This window comes from Pseudomonas sp. GW821-FHT01E10, from assembly GCF_059422365.1.
Genome location: NZ_JBWKWT010000012.1, coordinates 129,974 through 148,131, shown reverse-complemented (window position 1 = coordinate 148,131; position 18,158 = coordinate 129,974). Strand labels below are relative to the sequence as shown.

Annotated in this window: 17 protein-coding genes and 1 pseudogene; 13 read left to right on the top strand and 5 right to left on the bottom strand. The window is 53.4% G+C overall.

Going from position 1 to position 18,158, the window contains the following annotated elements:
- Positions 1-32 precede the first annotated feature (32 nt).
- The 13 genes and pseudogenes from AC07V0_RS20935 to AC07V0_RS20875 form a co-directional block, all read left to right on the top strand.
- Entirely contained in the window at positions 33-1,166 is a 1,134-nt protein-coding gene (locus tag AC07V0_RS20935) for a polysaccharide pyruvyl transferase family protein (protein ID WP_495019858.1), read from the top strand.
- A 301-nt stretch (positions 1,167-1,467) separates the two neighbouring features.
- Positions 1,468-2,562 (top strand): glycosyltransferase family 4 protein, encoded by a 1,095-nt coding sequence (locus AC07V0_RS20930; protein WP_495019857.1) that lies wholly within the window; start codon positions 1,468-1,470, stop codon positions 2,560-2,562.
- Positions 2,552-3,676, top strand: a complete 1,125-nt coding sequence (locus AC07V0_RS20925) for a DUF1972 domain-containing protein (RefSeq protein WP_495019856.1) — start codon at positions 2,552-2,554, stop codon at positions 3,674-3,676. The genes AC07V0_RS20930 and AC07V0_RS20925 overlap by 11 nt, the downstream gene beginning before the upstream one ends.
- A 2-nt stretch (positions 3,677-3,678) precedes the next feature.
- Entirely contained in the window at positions 3,679-4,749 is a 1,071-nt protein-coding gene (gene rfbB / locus AC07V0_RS20920; RefSeq protein ID WP_495019855.1) for a dTDP-glucose 4,6-dehydratase, read from the top strand.
- A gap of 44 nt (positions 4,750-4,793) precedes the next feature.
- Positions 4,794-5,672, top strand: coding sequence for a glucose-1-phosphate thymidylyltransferase RfbA (gene rfbA, locus AC07V0_RS20915; protein WP_064616870.1), 879 nt, complete (start codon positions 4,794-4,796; stop codon positions 5,670-5,672).
- Positions 5,669-6,208, top strand: coding sequence for a dTDP-4-dehydrorhamnose 3,5-epimerase (gene rfbC, locus AC07V0_RS20910; RefSeq protein ID WP_192351425.1), 540 nt, complete (start codon positions 5,669-5,671; stop codon positions 6,206-6,208). Before rfbA ends, rfbC begins: the two co-directional genes overlap by 4 nt.
- 431 nt (positions 6,209-6,639) lie before the next feature.
- Entirely contained in the window at positions 6,640-6,933 is a 294-nt protein-coding gene (locus AC07V0_RS20905; protein ID WP_192351423.1) for a hypothetical protein, read from the top strand.
- An 87-nt stretch (positions 6,934-7,020) separates the two neighbouring features.
- Positions 7,021-8,133 carry a polysaccharide biosynthesis/export family protein gene (locus AC07V0_RS20900; RefSeq protein ID WP_173861152.1) on the top strand — a complete coding sequence of 371 codons (1,113 nt, stop codon included), beginning with the start codon at positions 7,021-7,023 and terminating at the stop codon, positions 8,131-8,133.
- A gap of 14 nt (positions 8,134-8,147) precedes the next feature.
- A complete protein-coding gene (locus tag AC07V0_RS20895; RefSeq protein ID WP_086945318.1) occupies positions 8,148-8,807 on the top strand; it encodes a YjbF family lipoprotein in 660 nt (219 codons plus the stop codon).
- Positions 8,804-9,571 carry a capsule biosynthesis GfcC family protein gene (locus AC07V0_RS20890; RefSeq protein WP_495019854.1) on the top strand — a complete coding sequence of 256 codons (768 nt, stop codon included), beginning with the start codon at positions 8,804-8,806 and terminating at the stop codon, positions 9,569-9,571. Before AC07V0_RS20895 ends, AC07V0_RS20890 begins: the two co-directional genes overlap by 4 nt.
- A gap of 8 nt (positions 9,572-9,579) precedes the next feature.
- The gene (locus AC07V0_RS20885) at positions 9,580-11,670 is read left to right on the top strand and encodes a YjbH domain-containing protein (protein WP_495019853.1); all 2,091 of its coding nucleotides are present in this window, start codon (positions 9,580-9,582) and stop codon (positions 11,668-11,670) included.
- Entirely contained in the window at positions 11,667-12,026 is a 360-nt protein-coding gene (locus AC07V0_RS20880) for a VanZ family protein (protein WP_310398206.1), read from the top strand. The genes AC07V0_RS20885 and AC07V0_RS20880 overlap by 4 nt, the downstream gene beginning before the upstream one ends.
- 227 nt (positions 12,027-12,253) lie before the next feature.
- A pseudogene (locus AC07V0_RS20875) lies at positions 12,254-12,478 on the top strand (VanZ family protein); the annotation flags it as partial.
- Between the two features lie 403 nt (positions 12,479-12,881).
- Here AC07V0_RS20875 and AC07V0_RS20870 read toward each other — a convergent pair.
- From AC07V0_RS20870 to AC07V0_RS20850, 5 genes are all read right to left on the bottom strand, one after another.
- Complete coding sequence (locus tag AC07V0_RS20870) at positions 12,882-14,276, bottom strand: undecaprenyl-phosphate glucose phosphotransferase (RefSeq protein ID WP_018928262.1); 1,395 nt, start codon at positions 14,274-14,276, stop codon at positions 12,882-12,884.
- 491 nt (positions 14,277-14,767) lie between these two features.
- On the bottom strand, positions 14,768-15,436 hold the full coding sequence (locus AC07V0_RS20865; protein WP_018928261.1) for a winged helix-turn-helix domain-containing protein: 669 nt from the start codon (positions 15,434-15,436) through the stop codon (positions 14,768-14,770).
- A gap of 38 nt (positions 15,437-15,474) precedes the next feature.
- Positions 15,475-16,230: an EAL domain-containing protein gene (locus AC07V0_RS20860; protein ID WP_018928260.1), complete on the bottom strand. Its 756-nt coding sequence runs from the start codon at positions 16,228-16,230 to the stop codon at positions 15,475-15,477.
- A 12-nt stretch (positions 16,231-16,242) separates the two neighbouring features.
- A complete protein-coding gene (locus tag AC07V0_RS20855; protein ID WP_018928259.1) occupies positions 16,243-16,971 on the bottom strand; it encodes a winged helix-turn-helix domain-containing protein in 729 nt (242 codons plus the stop codon).
- A gap of 608 nt (positions 16,972-17,579) precedes the next feature.
- Positions 17,580-17,993 (bottom strand): VOC family protein, encoded by a 414-nt coding sequence (locus AC07V0_RS20850; protein WP_305411858.1) that lies wholly within the window; start codon positions 17,991-17,993, stop codon positions 17,580-17,582.
- Between the last annotated feature and the right edge of the window lie 165 nt (positions 17,994-18,158).

The following is an 18,158-nucleotide window of genomic DNA, read 5'->3' as shown; positions in this document are numbered from 1 at the left end:
TACTTACCCTTAGTAGCAAAGGATTCAGCACTTTGAAAATTGCATTGATCACCATACACCATGCCAACAGTTATGGCGGAACACTACAGGCGCTTGCCAGCCAGAATGTGCTATCAAAATATGGTGATGTCAACATCATCGATTACAAAAGCAAAGAGTTAGAAAGTACGTTGAAACTGATTCGGGTTGACAGTAACCCGCGCAGTATTTTGAGAGCCGGTAAGGACTTTTTTCGAATTATTCCTCGCAGGAGGTTGATCGCGAAATTTAGAGATTTTATGCGGGCTCACTACAAGCTGACCCCTGCATGCCAGGATTTGCAAGCGCTTCAAATCCTGTCCGGTGATTTTGATTGTGTGGTGTGTGGTAGCGACCAGATATGGAACCCGATGATTACGGGCGAGCTGGATCTGAACTATATGCTGGCGTTTTCTCGAGCGAAAAAGAAGATTTCGTTTTCCTCAAGTTCGGGCTCTTACCGCTATTCCGATGAGGAGGAACTCAAGGTCAGAAAGGCGTTGTCGACCTTTGACAGTATTTCCGTTCGGGAGGAGGACACGGCGCAAAGGTTGCGCAGTATGTTGGGTAATCAAAAGATTGATCATACCCTTGACCCCACCTTAATGCTTAACAAGCAAGAGTGGATGCAGAGCCTGCAGCTTTCCAGTCAGACGCCAGGCAACGATGATAAATACATTCTCGTTTATACCCTGAAGAAAGATACACTGGTCCGGGAGACCATCAACAGAATAAAGAGCGTTTTAGGGTTCCGAGTTGTGGCGATCGATCAAGACCCATTCCTGGGCTACAAAAGCGATCGGCACATAATGGATGCCAGTCCGGTTGATTATGTTTCGCTATTCGCCAATGCCTCCTTTGTGATCACTAATTCGTTCCATGGCACCGCCTTTGCCTTGAATTTTGGTATTCCATTTGTTACCGCATTGCCGGAAAGTGGATTGAACAGAATCAAGGGGCTCCTGGATAAAGTCGGTTTGGCCGATCGTCTGGTGAGCAGCTTAAGTGATGTCAACTCGGTTGTCGTAAAACCCATCAATTTTACGCACAGTCATCAACAATTGGAGGCGCTGAGGCAGGTAACCTGGAATTATCTTGATGGGGCGCTTGCCAGTAATGTAGTAACGAAGCCAATCGAATTTTCATGATGAGCCAGCCTGGCGCTAGCTTGAGTCCCTCAAGTATCAATATACGCATGTGCTGGCAGTCATTGTTGGCATCACCGTGGTGTTCAATAATATTGGCTTTACTTCTTTTGGTTAGCTCGAACACCTTTTTGCGTCTTCCGAAAGTAGCGATAATTCTGGCGTGGGTGGTTGCGTTTTTCCAGGCCACGACCTTCTCGAGTCAGACTATTCCAGCGCATTCGATCGCCATTTTTTGGGTGTGTCTGGCGCTCACCGAGCGGTTCACCACACTCAGTCGCTCACTTATTAAAAGAACTTAAACATGCACTCAAAGAAGTTGGTGTTCATTCATCTGTTCAACGACAGAAGTGGGAGCCCAAAAGTCTTGTCTCAAGTGGTCAAGGCGGCGGCGAATAACAATATTGCCACCGAGGTGATCACCAGTGCTCATGGCGACGGCTTCCTGGCCGGCGTGGCCGATGTGCAGAGCAGGCTTTTTTATAAGAGATCAGAAAATAAGTTGCTGACCCTTGGCTACTATCTGGTCTCGCAAGGGTTGTTGTTTATTCAGTGCCTGAAATACAGGCGGCAGGATGTGGTGTTTTATGTCAATACCATGATGCCCTTTGGTGCGGCACTGGCGGGGAAGTTGTTGAGAATTCCGGTCTATTATCATGTGCATGAAACATCGATAAAACCGAATATCCTGAAGCGGTTTCTCAGGCTAGTTATTGAGAAGACCAGTACCAAGGTTGTCTTCGTCTCAAACTATCTGATGCAGGTGGAGGGGTTTACCAAACTCCCCCAAGTGATTATTCATAATGCGCTGGATAGCGAGGTCGAGAAGCAGTATCGAGTCAAGGAAGAGGCCGGTTTCACTTCGTTGATGATCTGCTCCTTGAAGGCCTACAAGGGCGTTATGGAATTCCTGGCGCTGGCGCGGCGCAGCAAGGATGACAAGCACTTGAATTTCACCTTGGTGCTCAATGCCAGCCTGAATGAGATTGATGATTTCTTCTCCAGCATCGACATTCCGGGAAATGTAGCGATTTATCCTCGTCAAACAGACCTGTCGGGTTTTTATTCTCGATCCGACTTGCTGCTGAATCTTTCTCGACCTGATGGCTGGATAGAAACATTCGGTTTGACCATTCTTGAGGGGATGTCCCACGGTTTGCCTGTGATCGTTCCTCCCGTCGGTGGCCCCACCGAATTGGTACGCAGTGATATCGAAGGTTATTTAATCTCTTCGTACGACATCGAGGCGCTTTACAGTGCATTGTGCAGGATCTCGTTGGATCCGAAGAAGTACAAGATGCTGTCTGATAATGCGTTATCCCGTACTCGGGACTTTAGCCTGGAAGTATTTGAAAGCAAGTTCACAACATTATTCAACGAGATGCAGCATGACACCTAAAAAACTTTATATCCTTGGCATTAGAGGTGTCCCGGCTCAACACGGTGGTTTTGAAACTTTTGCGGAAAAGCTATCGCTGTATTTAACGGCGCACGGCTGGCAGGTGTATGTCTATTGCCAGGAAGAAGGCCGCGGGGAGTTCACGTATAGCACTTGGAACGGTGTCAACAGGATTCATATTCCGGTGACCCAGGCGGGTGCGCTGGGGACGGTTGTTTTTGACTGGAAAGCCACGCGTCATGCGGCATCGCAACAGGGGTTGTTCCTGACCTTGGGTTACAACACTGCTGTATTCAGTTTGCTGCAAAGACTTAAAGGCCAGACCAATATCATTAATATGGATGGTATTGAGTGGCGGCGTGACAAATGGGGAACCATTGCCAAGACTTGGTTCTGGCTCAATGAGCGGGCCGGTTGCTGGATGGGCAATCACTTGGTCGCCGATCACCCCAAGATCAAAGAGCACCTCGCGACACGGGTTTCCGCATCCAGAATCACGATGATTCCTTATGGCGGAGATGAGGTCACCGGCGCTGATGCAACGTTGCTGGCAACTTATGCCCTGGAGCCGGGTCGGTTTTCGGTGATTATTGCCCGACCCGAACCCGAAAACTCGTTTCTGGAGATGGTGCGCGCGTTCAGTTCCACTTTGCGCAACCACACACTTGTCGTTCTGGGTAACTTTCAACCGAATGATAATCCATACCATAAACAGGTTATGGAAGCGGCCAGTGCAGAGGTCATCTTTCCCGGGGCGATCTATGAGGCTGCAGTCGTGCAGGCGCTGCGCTTTTACTGCCGGTTTTACCTGCACGGGCATCGTGTCGGTGGAACCAATCCATCGTTGGTCGAGGCGCTCGGCGCAGGTTGTGCAGTCATTGCCCATGACAACCCATTTAATCGCTGGGTAGCGGAAAGTGGCGCCGCGTACTTCAAGGATGAAGCCTCTTGTTCTGCTTTGTTTGCTCAACTTTTGGCGGATGATTCAACACAACAGCAGATGGAGGCGGCCAGTCGCACACGCTTTCATCAGCGATTTACGTGGAATCAAATCCTGCTTCAGTATGAAGAATTATTGGCTGACTGGTATCCCGATCAGCCGGTAGGGAGATGACGATGACGATGCGTATTCTGCTGACGGGTGGAGCCGGTTTTATTGGTTCTGCCGTCGTCAGGCACCTGATTGAAAATACTAGATTCGAAGTTGCGAACCTCGATAAGTTAACGTACGCCGGCAATCTGGAGTCGTTGACCGACGTCGCCGAGTCACCGCGTTATCACTTTTTTAACGTCGATATTTGTGACGCTCAGGCGCTGGATCAGGTATTCGCGGCATTTCAACCGGATGCGGTGATGCACCTGGCCGCGGAGTCCCATGTCGACCGTTCCATCGACGGCCCCGCAGACTTTATCCAGACCAATATTGTTGGCACCTATACGTTGCTCGAAGCGACCCGACGTTATTGGGGCGGACTGTCGGAGCAGGTCAAACAGGCTTTTCGCTTTCACCATATCTCCACCGATGAGGTATATGGCGATCTGGAAGGGACCGATAGTCTGTTCAGTGAAACCACGCCTTATGCGCCCAGTTCACCTTATTCGGCGTCCAAGGCCAGTTCGGACCATTTGGTTCGGGCCTGGCAACGTACTTATGGCCTGCCGGTGTTGGTGACCAATTGCTCGAACAACTACGGCCCTTATCACTTCCCCGAAAAGTTGATTCCCCATGTGATTCTGAATGCCATCCACGGCCGGCCTCTGCCGGTCTATGGTGACGGCTTGCAGATTCGCGATTGGTTATTTGTAGAGGACCATGCGCGCGCGTTATGTGAGGTCGTGCGCCGGGGCAAGGTCGGTGAAACTTACAACATCGGTGGCCATAACGAGAAAACCAATCTTGAGGTCGTGGAAACCCTGTGCGATCTGCTTGAAGAGTTGGCTCCCAACAAGCCTACGGGCGTCGAGCGTTATCGCGAGCTGATTACCTTCGTCAAGGATCGGCCCGGGCATGATCTTCGGTACGCCATCGATGCAGGCAAGATCGAGCGTGAACTCGGTTGGCGGCCACAGGAAACCTTTGAGAGCGGTATACGCAAAACGGTCCAGTGGTATCTGGAGCATCAAGGTTGGTGGCAACGGGTCCTTAACGGTCAGTACCGGCCGGTGCGTCTTGGCCATACCGGCTGAAACATTCAAAACCTGCCTCTATTTAACTTCGAAGGGAATCCCCTATGAAAGGTATCATTCTGGCGGGAGGCTCCGGCACCCGCTTGCATCCCATTACCCGTGGTGTGTCCAAACAGCTGCTGCCGGTCTACGACAAGCCGATGATTTATTATCCGCTGTCGGTATTAATGCTGGCGGGCATTCGCGAGATATTGATTATTTCCACGCCCCAGGACTTGCCCAACTTCCAGAACTTGCTGGGTGATGGTTCTTCTTTCGGCATTGAACTCAGTTATGCAGAACAGCCTTCTCCTGATGGCCTGGCGCAAGCCTTTCTGATCGGCGAGGAGTTCATCGGCGACAGCAATGTGGCGCTGATTCTGGGCGACAACATTTTCTACGGTTATGGCTTCAGCGCCTTGTTGCGCGAAGCGTCACAACGACAGACCGGTGCCACTGTTTTTGGATATCGAGTCAGCGACCCGGATCGTTTTGGCGTTGTCGAGTTCGACGAGAGCGGCAAGGCGATCTCGATCGAAGAGAAACCTGCACATCCGAAGTCCGACCATGCTGTCACCGGTTTGTATTTCTACGACAAAGACGTGGTGAGCATCGCCAAGCAAGTCAAGCCTTCGGTACGCGGTGAGCTTGAAATCACCGACGTGAACAATGCTTATCTACAACGCGGGGATCTGCACGTCAGTGTGCTGGGGCGTGGTTTTGCCTGGCTGGACACCGGGACCCATGATTCGTTGATGGAGGCCGGGCATTTCGTCCAGACCATCGAAGCGCGGCAGGGCTTGAAGGTGGCCTGCCTTGAGGAAGTGGCCTATCACCAGGGCTGGTTGTCGGCTGCGGAACTGGATAAACAAGCCACTGCGTTACACAAAACCGGTTACGGACAATACCTGGCGCGCGTACTGACGACGGAGCCTTCGAAATGAATGTCATCAACACCCGGTTGCCCGGCGTACTGATTATCGAGCCCAAGGTGTTTGGCGATGCCCGTGGGTTCTTTCTCGAGAGTTATCACGAACAGCGTTATCGCGACGCTGGCATCGAGTTGCCTTTCGTCCAGGACAATCACTCACGCTCGCAGTATGGCGTATTGCGCGGTTTGCACTTCCAGCGGACCCGGCCCCAGGGCAAGTTGGTGCGGGTTACCCAAGGTGCGGTGTACGACGTGGTGGTGGACATCAATCCCGAATCGGCCACTTGCGGTGAACATGTAGGGGTCAAGTTGACCGCCGACAACCATCTGCAGCTATGGGTGCCGCCGGGTTATGCCCACGGCTTCTGCGTGCTCAGCGATACCGCCGATTTTCAATACAAATGCACCGATCTGTATTTCCCCGAGGATGAGGGTGGGCTGCTCTGGAATGATCCGGAGCTGGGCATTACCTGGCCCATTGAATCGCCTCAACTCTCGGAAAAAGATTTGCGCAACCCCCGCTTGCGCGCGGTGTTGAACGGGGAATGACGGGCTAATAATGGTCTATAGTTAACATTAACTATTTATGACCTGATGTTATTTAGCGTTGAATGTTCAGTCACAATAGAACCTTGCGGGACAAGATGCCGGGAAAATCCTGACTAATAATAACAATGGGCGCGAAGGGTGAGTGATTTTTGCTCGGGAGTTTGTGCCGAAAATACCTTGTCATGTAGCAAACTTCTTGGAAAATCACCTTTTCCCGTCAATAAGTCCTGACCGGTGCAAGCGCTTTTGTCCATGATGTGACGAGGTTTGGCGTATGGCATGCACTCTCTATAAATGACATTCTCCAAAGGAGGCAATGTGCATGAACTGTCTCGTTCAATTGACGGGTGTCAGTTCATTCACCTGCTGTTCCATTCCCGGTCCCTTAGTCTCAAATCTAATGCAGAGTTGATGTCGAGAAGGAGTCTGATATGAAGAAACTACTTACGGCCGGCTTGCTGGCTGTCATGAGCACTGCAGCGTTGGCGGCGGATGAGCCGCTGAGCAAAGCGGCGAGCGAAACGGCTAGCGAATCGGCTAGCGAAGCAGTGAGCGAGCCATTGTCCTTGAGTACCCCGCTGGTTGGGGGAGTGACGGTCGCAGAAACCGTGGTGGTCGGCGCGGCCATTGTCGGCGCTGCGGCGGCTGCTTCAAACTCCGGTGGCAGTTCCAATGGCGGAACGACGGGGTCCACTGGTACTACCGGTACTACCGGCACCAACTAATACCCTACGAAGTATGTTGTCCAAGATCACTCAGAACTTTCTGGGTGATCTTGTTTTAGATTTGCCCTCGACTAGCGTAGTGCCATTATGATCCGTAGATTATCTGTTGTTATGCTGGCAAGTATCAGCTTGCACGGCTGTATGTTTTCGCCTGGTCAACACATGGACACCAGTCAAATGGTCAGTGACGGCTCTCCGGAAAGTAGCCGGGTGGAGCTTATTCCCATCACGCCTAAATTGATTGCCATGGATGCCGCCACGCAAGTTCGCGAATCCGTTCCCCCAGCGTTGTTGTCCTACGTTCCAGGCGGTTATCGCGTGGGTGCCAACGACCTGTTATTTATCACGGTCTGGGATCACCCCGAGTTGACGGCGCCTTCGGGACCGCAACAGCAACTCGATGCCAACGGGCGTCTGGTGCGTCCGGACGGCACGTTGTTTTATCCCTACATCGGTAATATCCCGGCGGCCGGTAAAACCATCGAAGAGTTGCGGGCCTTTATTGCCGAGCGCTTGTCGCAATTTGTCGAAAGCCCCCAGGTCGACGTCAGCGTATTGCGCTTCGCCAGCCAGACCGTGGTGATTTCCGGTGCGGTGCTCAAGGCTGGCCAACAGCCAATCACTACCACACCGTTGAGCGTGGTGGAGGCCGTTGGCGCGGCCGGTGTGGACCCCTCGAACGCAGACCTGTCAGGCCTGACGCTGACCCGGGACGGGCGCGAATACAAGCTCGATCTGGACACCCTCAATCGCCAGGACTCACAGTTGCAAGGCGTTTACCTCAAGGGCGGCGACCGGCTGTACCTGCCCTATAACGACCAAAAGCGGATCTATGTCATGGGTGAGGTCAATTTGCCTCGCGCACTGAGCTTCAAAGGCAAGTCGATCAACCTGACCGATGCGCTGGGCACAGTGGGGGGCTTGAACCAGACCACCTCCAACGGCAATGCGGTGTACGTGATTCGCGGCGCCGACCACCTGGAAACCGAACCGGCCAAGGTGTTCCAGCTCGACGCAGAATCCCCTTCGGCCCTGGTACTGGCCACCCGTTTCGACTTGCAACCGCAAGACATCGTCTATGTCGGCCCGGCCGGCGTGACGCGCTGGAACCGTCTGATCAGCCAGCTTCTGCCTACGGCCACTGTCCTGGGGACCGGTGCCAGCTCACTTAACGATCTCAGCGAAGCCAACAGCAGATAAGGCTCAATCCCGCCGTGAAAACTTTGCCTACCTGCGCCAGTCTGACGATGGCGCTCTTGCTGTGCGGGTGTAACCCGTTGATGAAGGCCTCCTGGGACACCCTTGAAACATCTGTCGCTGGGCCTGCCTCTATCAATTTGACCCGTGCTCAGGTCGACGCTGTGCCATATCCGCAGATCATGGTCACCACCCCCTCCAGTGAGGGCGTGATGGCCATGGCTCGTCGGCGGGGCGACCTGCAGTTCTGGGTCGCTTCCGGCAAGCAAGTGCTGCTGATGCGCGACGGCCTGGTGGTGCGCACTGTCGGGCTGGGCGTTTCCCTGGATGGCACTCGCTTCAATGAAGAGTCGCCCTTCAAACGCGGCCTTCAGCATTTGCCCGACGGCTATACCAGCACGCGCTGGATCGACATCTATAACGGCAACCGCATCGGTATCGCGGTCAACAGCCGTTTCAGTCCCCATGGCATCGAGACCATCAGCATTCTGGACAAGGATTACGCCTTGCTGCGCATTGACGAGCAGGTGGATGCACCCACCCTGAATTTCCGCGCCACCAACCGCTACTGGGTCGACCCCCAGGACGGTTTCATCCTGCGCAGCGAGCAGCATCTGACGCCGCAACTGTTTCTGAAAATCGTGCAGGTGCGCCGTGATCGGGGAGCTGCCCGGTGAAGTGTTCAAACCTTTTCTTGCTTGGTCTGCTGTTGATCGGCCCGGGCGTGGGCCAGGCGGCCGTCACGGTCAGCGGTGACGTGCGCAGCCCTGGTCAATTCGAAATCAAGCCCGGTGCGCGCTTGCTGGATGTCATTCGTAACGCCCAACCCAATGCCGAAAGTTACTGGCTGGGCGCGGCGTGGCTGCACCGTTCATTAGTGGACAAGCAGACGCGCTTGAAGGCGGGTGTCCTGTTCGATCTGAAACTGCTGCAACGGGGGGCCTTGCTCGATGGCAAAGGCACGCGAGCAGAGTTGAGCGCGCGCCTATATGAGCAGGTCGCGCAACTGCCGGTCACCGGACGTCAGGTCGCGGTGCTCGATCCGATCGCTGTGGAAACGGGGTTCGCCCGCAACGCGTTGCTGGATGATGGCGACCATCTGATTTACCCCCAGCGGCCGTCCACCGTGGAGGTTTTCGGGGCGGTCGCGCAGCCTTGTCAGGTGCCTTACCGGGCCCTGCAGGAAGTGCGTGCCTATGCCCGTGACTGCGCCATTCTTGGCGACGCCGAGGGCGACTATATGTGGCTGATCCAGCCTGACGGCCAGGTGCGGCGCCTGGGCGTGGCGGCGTGGAATCGTGAGGACGGCGTCGTTGTGGCGCCCGGCAGCAAGATCCTGGTGCCGATCAGGAGCGACGATCTCGAGACGCCGACCCCTGAGCTCAATCAACAACTGGCCGAGTTTCTCGCCACTCAACCGCTGGCTGAGGTGGCCCCTTGAAGTGCCCGTTGAAGTTACGTTTTGCTGCTGCACTGCTCCTGCCCTGCGGATTGGCTCACGGTGAACCGCGCTACACCCAGAGTGATTTTGGTGGCGTCGGTCTGTTACAGACCCCCACCGCGCGCATGGCCCCGGCGGGGGAGTTGAGCGTCACGGCCAGTCGTACCGACCCTTATTCGCGCTACAGTTTTTCCTTGCAGCCACTCGATTGGCTGGAAGGGTCGTTTCGTTACACCGCGATCACCAACCGTAAGTACGGCACAGAGCAATTGAGCGGCGACCAGAGCTTTAAAGACAAGGCCATCGACTTGAAGGCGCGGCTTTGGGAAGAAACTCACTGGGCGCCCCAGGTCGCTATCGGCGCCCGGGATATTGGCGGTACCGGGCTGTTTTCCAGCGAGTATTTCGTCGCCAACAAGCGTTATGGCGACCTGGATTTCAGCCTTGGCATTGCCTGGGGTTATCTGGGTAATCGTGGGGATTTCAGTAACCCGCTGTCGGTATTGGGCAGCCAATTCAACGACCGGCCGCAGAGCACGGCGGCTGTGGCCAGGGCAGGGGACGTGAACACCAACGCGTACTTCAGGGGCCACCCTTCGTTGTTTGGCGGGATTGCCTATCAAACGCCCTGGAAGCCACTGAGTCTGAAGATCGAGTACGAGGGCAACGATTACAAGAACGAGCCACTGGACAACCCGCTCAAGCAAGACCTGCCGATCAACGTCGGCGTGGTCTACAAGCTGGCCGACAGCGTCGACCTGAGCGCCGGTTGGGAGCGTGGCAATACGGCGATGTTCGGCATCACCCTGCACACCAACTTTGTCAGCCGCAAGGCACCGGTGAAGACCTATGACCCTCCCGCCGAGCCGCTGCCGGCGCAGGCACCGTCGACTCCGGCCGACCAGGTCAACTGGGCCGATGTCTCCAATCGGTTACAGCAAAATGCTGGCTATAAGGTCAAACGCATTACCCAACGCGGTTCGGAGTTGATGGTGTATGGCGAGCAATCTCGCTATTTTTATTCGGCCAAGGCCGTCGGGCGGGCCAGCCGGATTCTCGATAACAGCGTCAATCAGGACATCGATTGGTTCACCTTGGTGAATCAGCGTTATGACATGTCTATCGAAGAAACCAGCGTGCCGCGGGAAACATTCCGCGCGGTGGTGAACAACGACCAGCCGCTGAAGGATCTACACCGTACGACCGAGGTCAATCCGGCGACTGCACACCGGGAAACCACGCTCTATACCCAGGCGCTGGAGCCGTTCAGCTATGGTTTGGGCCTGGGCTACAAACAGAACATCGGCGGCCCCGACGGCTTGCTCTATCAGTTCACCGCCGATGCCGACGCGGAGTACCGTTTCACCCGCAACACCTGGTGGAGCGGCCTGCTCAGCGCCAACCTGCTGAACAACTACGACAAGTTCACCTACGACGCACCGAGCGGGTTGCCGCGAGTGCGCACCGATTTGCGTCAATACCTGACCACCTCCGATGTGACGATGCCGACGTTTCAGTTCAACCACGCGGCGCAGCTGGATCGGGACTGGTATGGCATGGTCTATGGCGGCTATCTGGAATCCATGTATGCCGGGGTCGGCAGCGAAGTGCTGTATCGACCCACGGGGAAACGCTGGTCATTGGGCGCCGATCTGAATTTTGTGCGCCAGCGGGATTTTGATCAGGGCTTTGGCCTGCGCGATTACCAGACCATAACGGGTCATGTCACCAGCTATACTGAATTGCCCAATGACATGCTGGCAGCGGTCAGCGTCGGGCGTTACCTGGCACGGGACTGGGGCACCACTGTCGACTTGTCGCGGGAGTTCAAGAACGGCGTGAAGTTTGGCGGCTGGGTCACCCTGACCACTGCGTCGAAGGCGGAATATGGCGAGGGCAGCTTTGACAAAGGCATCTACATTTCCATCCCGTTCGACGAGCTGTTGAGTACCTCGACCATGCGTCGCGCCAATATCATTTGGGCGCCACTGACTCGCGATGGTGGTGCACGCCTGAACCGTGCCTACTCATTACAGACCATGACCGACGGGCGTGACAGCAGCTTGTTCTACAACAACTTCGAGAAAATTACCGAATGATCACGTGGCTCAAAGGCTTGATCGAGTTGCCATTCTGGCTCCGGTGCCTGGCCTTTGCCATGGTGACGGCGATTCTGCTGTTCGCGGGATTGCGCGCTAAGCCGATCCCGGAGTTGTTTGCCGAAGAGGACAAGATCCATCACTGGATCGGCTTTCTGGTGTTTGCATGCAGTTGCCGTCTGGCTTTCCCCAATGTGAAGTTTGTCTGGACAGCCTTGGGGTGTTTGCTCATCGGCGTACTCATTGAGCTCGCGCAAGGTTTGATGCCGCTGCGCACGGCTTCGCCCTACGACATGCTGGCAAATAGTATCGGCGTGTTGATGGGGTTATTGATTTCAAGGTACTGGGTACGCTGAAAAGGCTTTAGGCACCTGGCAGTTCGTCGGCATGTTGTAACCGTTGATCCTCGCTATATCCCCCTCCAGCAACACCTCTCTTGCCACTCCATCCGGCATATGTTCCGTAATGCATGTAGCAGCTGCCGAGCCTGCGAGGCTGCGTTCGGCTGCGCAGCAGTCGTGAATCCGGCTGACGCAATCTACCTAATGCACCGCAAGTTCTGGCTGGACGACTGCTGCGCAGTCGAACTCAGCACTGGATACGCTTTCTGGTGTTTGCGTGCAGTTGCCGTCTGGCTTTCCCCAATGTGAAGTTTGTCTGGACAGCCTTGGGGTGTTTGCTCACCGGTGTACTCATTGAGCTTGCGCATGGTTTGATGCCGCTGCGCACGGCCTCGCCCGACGACATGCTGGCAAATAGTATCGGCGTGTTGATGGGGTTATTGATTTCAAGGTACTGGGTACGTTGAAAAGGCGTTAGGCCCTCGGCATTTTGTAACCGTTGACCCTCGCTACATCCCCTCTCCAGCAACACCTCTTTTGCCACTCCATCCGGCATATGTTCCGTAATGCAATCTGTAGCAGCTGCCGAGCCTGCGAGGCTGCGTTCGGCTGCGCAGCAGTCGTCAAACCAGAACTTGCGGTGCATCAGGCAAACCACGTCAGCCGGATTCACGACTGCTGCGCAGCCGAACGCAGCCTCGCAGGCTCGACAGCTGCTACGGGCGAACGCAGCCGTTGGCAGCTGCTACAAAACAGAGGGCGAATGGGGTGAGGCGGGGGAGAGAGGCTCGGGCAGTCAGAGATCTGACTGCCCGGACTGCGGCTCTGTTAGCCACAAGCTGAAGAACAGGCGGGGGGGAATCGCAGCGATTAATAGATGTCCTTGGAAAAGAGCGTAAAGGGCGTCTTGATCAGGATCTTGATGTCGAGCCACAACGACCAGTTGTTGATGTAGTTGAGGTCGATCTCCACGCGCTTTTGCATCTTGTCGAGGGTCTCGGTTTCGCCACGGCAGCCACTGATCTGGGCCAGCCCGGTGATGCCCGGTTTGATTCGATGACGGGCCATGTAGGCCTGGATCTTGCCGGTGTAGTAGTCGTTATGGGCAATCGCATGCGGCCGCGGTCCGACCAGCGCCATATGGCCTTGCAGTACGTTGAAGAACTGCGGCAGTTCGTCGATGGACGTGCGTCGAATGAAACGGCCAACCGGGGTAATGCGTGGATCTTCACGGCCGGCCTGGCGGACTTGATGGTCGTCGTGCAGGCGCATGGAGCGGAATTTCCAGACCTTGATGATCTTGCCGTTCCAGCCGTGCCGTTCCTGTTTGAAAATGATCGGCCCCGGGGAGGAGATCTTCACTGCGACGGCAATCACCAGCAGCAGTGGACTGAAGGCGATCAGCGCCAGGGCGGCGAGACCTCTGTCCAGCAGGGTCTTGCTGAGTGCCGCTGTCGGGTAACTGGTCAGCGGGCTTTCATTGAGGTGGATGGCGGGCAGGCCATCCAGCTCGCTGACGGAATGATTGAGCAACGTCATGCTGCCCAGGTCGGGAACCCAGACCACATCCACATTCGAGTCGAGAAGGTCGATGTACAGCGCTTCGACCTGTTTGGCTTCGCTCAAAGGCAGCGCGATGTACAACCGCCGGACATCGTGCACCCGGATCAGCTCGCGCAGTTCCTGCAGTTGGCCCACGATCCGGTGGGTATTGACGTTGGTCGACAGCTCGTTGGGTTTTGAGCTAATCAGGCCGACCAGCGGCGGATACTCGGTTTTGGCCAGTTTGTCCGCCAGATTCACCGCCAGTTGGTCGGTGCCGATGATCAGGGTGTTATTTTGGCTGTGCAATTGCCGGTGGTAGTGTCTGGAAAAACTATGCAGAGGCAGGTACAGCAAGGCCTGCACGCAATAACCTGCCACAGCCCAGACCATGATGATTTCCCGGGAGAACAATTCGCTGGTCTTGCTGAGAAAGCCGATGCTGGTCAGGCCGGTCAGTGTCAGCAGCCACCCCAGCAGCAGTCGACCCAGGCCGGAGAGGTATCCATGCTGCTTGTGATAGACCAGCAGCAGGGAGTAAGAAGGGACCGAGCCCAGGAAAGTCAGCACGGCAAGCACACGATAATGAGCTTCGATTTCTCCTGTCTGGTACAACGCCAGAGCAAATAACAACGCATTGACCGAAGTGATGGCAATTATCCATTGCCCCCAGAAGGTCAGTCCTTTGGATATGCTGTTTCGATTAATACGATTATGTACCATCGCGGTGTCCCTCGGGCGTGCGCCACGTTGTTTATCAGTCGACGGTTAATAAATGGCAGCCACGCGCAAAGGCTGAGCGAGCGCAGTTCGGTCAGAGATTATTTTTATTATTGGAAGGGAATAACGCGGGCTATGGCTGGCCATCCGAATGTTGTTTTCAAGTCAGCTGATACGGTTGTCTCAGTGTCCGGTTTTTATACTAGTACCTTAATCTTTGTGGGTGTCTGACGAATTATAACGGACACCACTTCCAGGGCTCATGTTATAAAAGGTCGTGCTCTTTTATTAGGAGGGCATCACTAAATCGTCTATAAAATTGCAGCATTCCGATAAGCGCTTGCCCGCCATGGGGAGGGATCCGGCAGGAACTATGGAGAGAAATATGTGCGAGGGGCAGGCGGCGGGAAGTACGAGGTGAGGTGGTTAGGCAGTCAAGCGGTATCGGGTTGAGCGGGAAATCGCATTTGTTGTTATTGTTTTTGCGATTTCAATCAGTATGCGATTCTGATCCTTTGTGCCAGGCAATAACCACGGTTTCTGACCGAGCGAATCAGGCGTTCCCCGTTGGCGGCAGTCTTGAATTTTTTCTGCAGTCGGCTCAAGCACATTTCAAGGCCGCTGTAATTCTCCGGGTCTTTATCGATACGTAGAATAAGATCGTTCTTGCTGAGTACCCGTCGATCACTGATGACCAGTTGGGTGAGCATTAACGATTCGGTGCCGGTCAATGGGATGGTTATATCTTCCTTGATTAATGTTCTGTCGTCGGCATTAAACCACCAGATGTCGGGGTTACCCTGCGACTCTTTAACCCGGCTGACTGCAGAGATGAACTCTTCGTCTGCCACCGGTTTCTTGAGAAATCCATCAACCCCGAAGTGCGAGAAGTGATGAAGTTCTGAATGCTCCGAGTTGGGAGTTATGAGTATGATTTCCGCATCTTTTTGATTTTTGCGGATAAAGCTGACATCGCTCAGCGAGATATCGGCCTGGTCGAGCAGGATGTGCGTGAATCGACTCTTTCGGATGCGTTCGCTGCTGAGTTTGCCAGATTCGATTTCAAAAGATAGATGCAGGCGTTGTGCGAGAAGCGATTCTATAGCTTGTCGTGCCAGTTGATCTCGGGTGAAAATTAGAAAGCTGTTGTTTGGCGTATTCACAATAAGGCTCCTTCCTAGTTTGGTGAAATTTTTTAAGCTTAAATAACCTCGGTAGGCGAGTAGTACCGCCCCTGGAAAAAATCGAAAGGCATGCTGCGGGCCAGTGTGTGCAGTGCTTTGTGCTCGACCCGGTCCGCAATGAATCTGATTTTGCTGTCATGGATCATGCTGCTCAGGCAGTCGTAAGACCTGTTGAAAAAGTCCTGACTGTTATCGACCATGATGTCGAAATTGGACCGGGTCAGGTCCACTTTTATGTAATCGAACAGCTTCGGGCTGATCAGTTTTTCAGCGCTGTCATCGCTTAAGTCATAGCCATCGAAAGCGATCTCGATCCCGTTGTCCTTCAATAAATGAATATGATTGATAATGGTTCTTTTTTCTTTGAGATTGAACGAAAGGAGCGAACTGCCATTAATGCTGGGGATTAGCTGTTGTTCATGCTTCTTGAGTGTCGTTTGAGCGTCGTTCAGTTCTCGGATGAACGCTTTATCCAATAACGCGGATTGGTTCATGGTCACGAATAATTTATTGGGTGTCTGTACGGATGGGGACGACGTGGCCTCGATCTGTGAAAGGGCATTTAATTGGATCCGCATCAGTACTTCACGATAAATCGCCAGTGGGTGATCGGGATGCAATGGCTGATACCCCTTGTTCAGAGGTGTCTGTTGTTTGGTCGCCTTGGCATAAATCTCACTGCCGAACAATTCATCGTTTCGCTTGAGGATTGATTGCCTGAAGAAAACCAATGCGAAGTTATCTTGCACGGTATATTGCCTGCTGGACTCCATTGTTTAGTCCCTTTAAGAATGAAAGTTTGCTTGCTTTACTGAGACGACCCCTCGAAGCAATCGATAGCCATAACCGCGAACACTATGAATGATGTTAATGCCGAAGTGCTTTTTGATTTTGTTTCGAAGGCGGCTTATGGATTTCTCCAGAACACGTGAGTCATAGAGTTTGATATTCAAACCCATGGATTCGGCCATGGAGTCATGGTGCAGGATATTGCCTTCTGCATTGATAAGCGCATCCAGGGCTTTCATTTCCTGATAAGCCAGATCCAGTTTGAGCTCATCGTTGTATAAGTGCAGGCATGTTTGGTCCAAGGTCAACTTAATGGCGGGCTGCCATTCAGGTGTTTCGAGCAACTCTGAAATTAACCTAGCTTTTTCATCCTGGTCGTTAGGTACATTGATACAATGATCTGCACCGGCCAGGTAACATTCAATTTTGGTTTGCGGAGCGCGAAAATTGATTGCAACGATAATGGACAGTTCTGTTGGGCTCGTACGTAGTTTCTTGATGAGCGCCAGGCAGTCATTAAGAATGGAAGGGCTTTCAATGTCGATTAGTACGGCATCGTGGGCTTGAGCTTCGCTATCTGGATTTAATGGGTTTGTGTAATCTAATGTATATATATGCGTGAGATTGGGTGCAAATAACTGTCGAAGTTTCTCTGCCGAGCGCCAAGTGCGCCCAATAGCGAGAATACCCCTCTGGCTATTTTCGATTTTGCTCTCAGTACTCATCGTGCAAATTACTCATATGTGCTGGCGCTGCAATCTTAATACACAAAATACTGAAATTATCTGACTTTTTATAACATTTTGAGCTTGTCAGTAGGTGCCATTCCATTGCCAGTAGTTTCAGTTGAATCAATGACATAGCCAACTGTGGAGGCTTTAGCCAATTTGATTTTTTGATATCCGATTTAGTTGGTGAGCGCCTTTGCGTCGGACTAGGCCCTCTAGGTTGACTTTTCTATGATCAACACTGAAGCGTGGCTGATCCGCGGATCGGGCTACAGAACGAGGCATCACAGAGAAGTCTTGCGTATAAACTGTGCGGAAGTCCGCATTTTTGATTTCTGGAGTTGATTTATAAGGATATTCCACGGTCTTCTATGGCAGTTTGGGTGCGCGCTCGAAAGGCGCCAGTTCAACTGTCGCCTCTTTTTAGGGCAAATGAGAGCGGGGGGTATATTAATTTACTCCTTTTGCATTATATTTGTAATATTTTATGTCAAGAGCTGAATTTGTGAACAGTGTAGTTATTCTGCCTAGTTATTGAATACAAAAAGCTAAGAATGATATCAGGTGGCCATTATACTTAAGTATTAGTCTAAGGGGAGAGCCGGTCATTGGTCTTTTTCGCAATTAATCATCCATGACACGCCAAACCGATCGACCAGCATCCCGAAGCGTGCCGCCCAGAACGTTGTCTCCAATGGCATTTGAATACTCCCGCCTTGCGCCAATGCCGCAAACACTCGCTCTGCCTCAACGACACTGTCGACATTCAACGACACCGAACAGCCACTCATGCCGGCGCTAGGGCGATCGGGTGTGGTATCCGACCCCATGATCGACTGATCCCCGACCAACAGGCGCGTATGAATGATCAGGTTGTGGCAGTCCGCTGGCACATGGTCGCGAGCCGGAGTTTCGCCGAAGGTCATCATGACTTCGATCTGGCCAGGCAGGCTTTTGGCGTAGAAGTTGAAGGCATCCTGGCAGTCGCCGTTGAAGATCAGGTAGGGGGTGATTTTCATGTTCTGCTCCCGGTGATGGAGTGGGGCACATCGGTTGGACGTTCAGGTTCGTCTTCCAATCCCGATAGGCATTGACTCCTCATAGCAAAGCGCTAAAACGTGGTGAGCGACGATACTTTTTTAGATGTTTTTCCTATGGGCGAGGCGAGGCTTATCGCCTCATAT

Excerpts from the sequence above, each read along its gene's own strand:
- AC07V0_RS20860 (WP_018928260.1), bottom strand. The coding sequence starts at position 16,230 with ATGGAGTCCAGCAGGCAATATACCGTGCAAGATAACTTCGCATTGGTT.
- rfbA (WP_064616870.1), top strand. The coding sequence starts at position 4,794 with ATGAAAGGTATCATTCTGGCGGGAGGCTCCGGCACCCGCTTGCATCCC.
- AC07V0_RS20855 (WP_018928259.1), bottom strand. The coding sequence starts at position 16,971 with ATGAGTACTGAGAGCAAAATCGAAAATAGCCAGAGGGGTATTCTCGCT.
- AC07V0_RS20880 (WP_310398206.1), top strand. The coding sequence starts at position 11,667 with ATGATCACGTGGCTCAAAGGCTTGATCGAGTTGCCATTCTGGCTCCGG.
- AC07V0_RS20850 (WP_305411858.1), bottom strand. The coding sequence starts at position 17,993 with ATGAAAATCACCCCCTACCTGATCTTCAACGGCGACTGCCAGGATGCC.
- rfbB (WP_495019855.1), top strand. The coding sequence starts at position 3,679 with ATGACGATGCGTATTCTGCTGACGGGTGGAGCCGGTTTTATTGGTTCT.
- AC07V0_RS20900 (WP_173861152.1), top strand. The coding sequence starts at position 7,021 with ATGATCCGTAGATTATCTGTTGTTATGCTGGCAAGTATCAGCTTGCAC.
- AC07V0_RS20925 (WP_495019856.1), top strand. The coding sequence starts at position 2,552 with ATGACACCTAAAAAACTTTATATCCTTGGCATTAGAGGTGTCCCGGCT.
- AC07V0_RS20870 (WP_018928262.1), bottom strand. The coding sequence starts at position 14,276 with ATGGTACATAATCGTATTAATCGAAACAGCATATCCAAAGGACTGACC.
- rfbC (WP_192351425.1), top strand. The coding sequence starts at position 5,669 with ATGAATGTCATCAACACCCGGTTGCCCGGCGTACTGATTATCGAGCCC.
- AC07V0_RS20905 (WP_192351423.1), top strand. The coding sequence starts at position 6,640 with ATGAAGAAACTACTTACGGCCGGCTTGCTGGCTGTCATGAGCACTGCA.
- AC07V0_RS20930 (WP_495019857.1), top strand. The coding sequence starts at position 1,468 with ATGCACTCAAAGAAGTTGGTGTTCATTCATCTGTTCAACGACAGAAGT.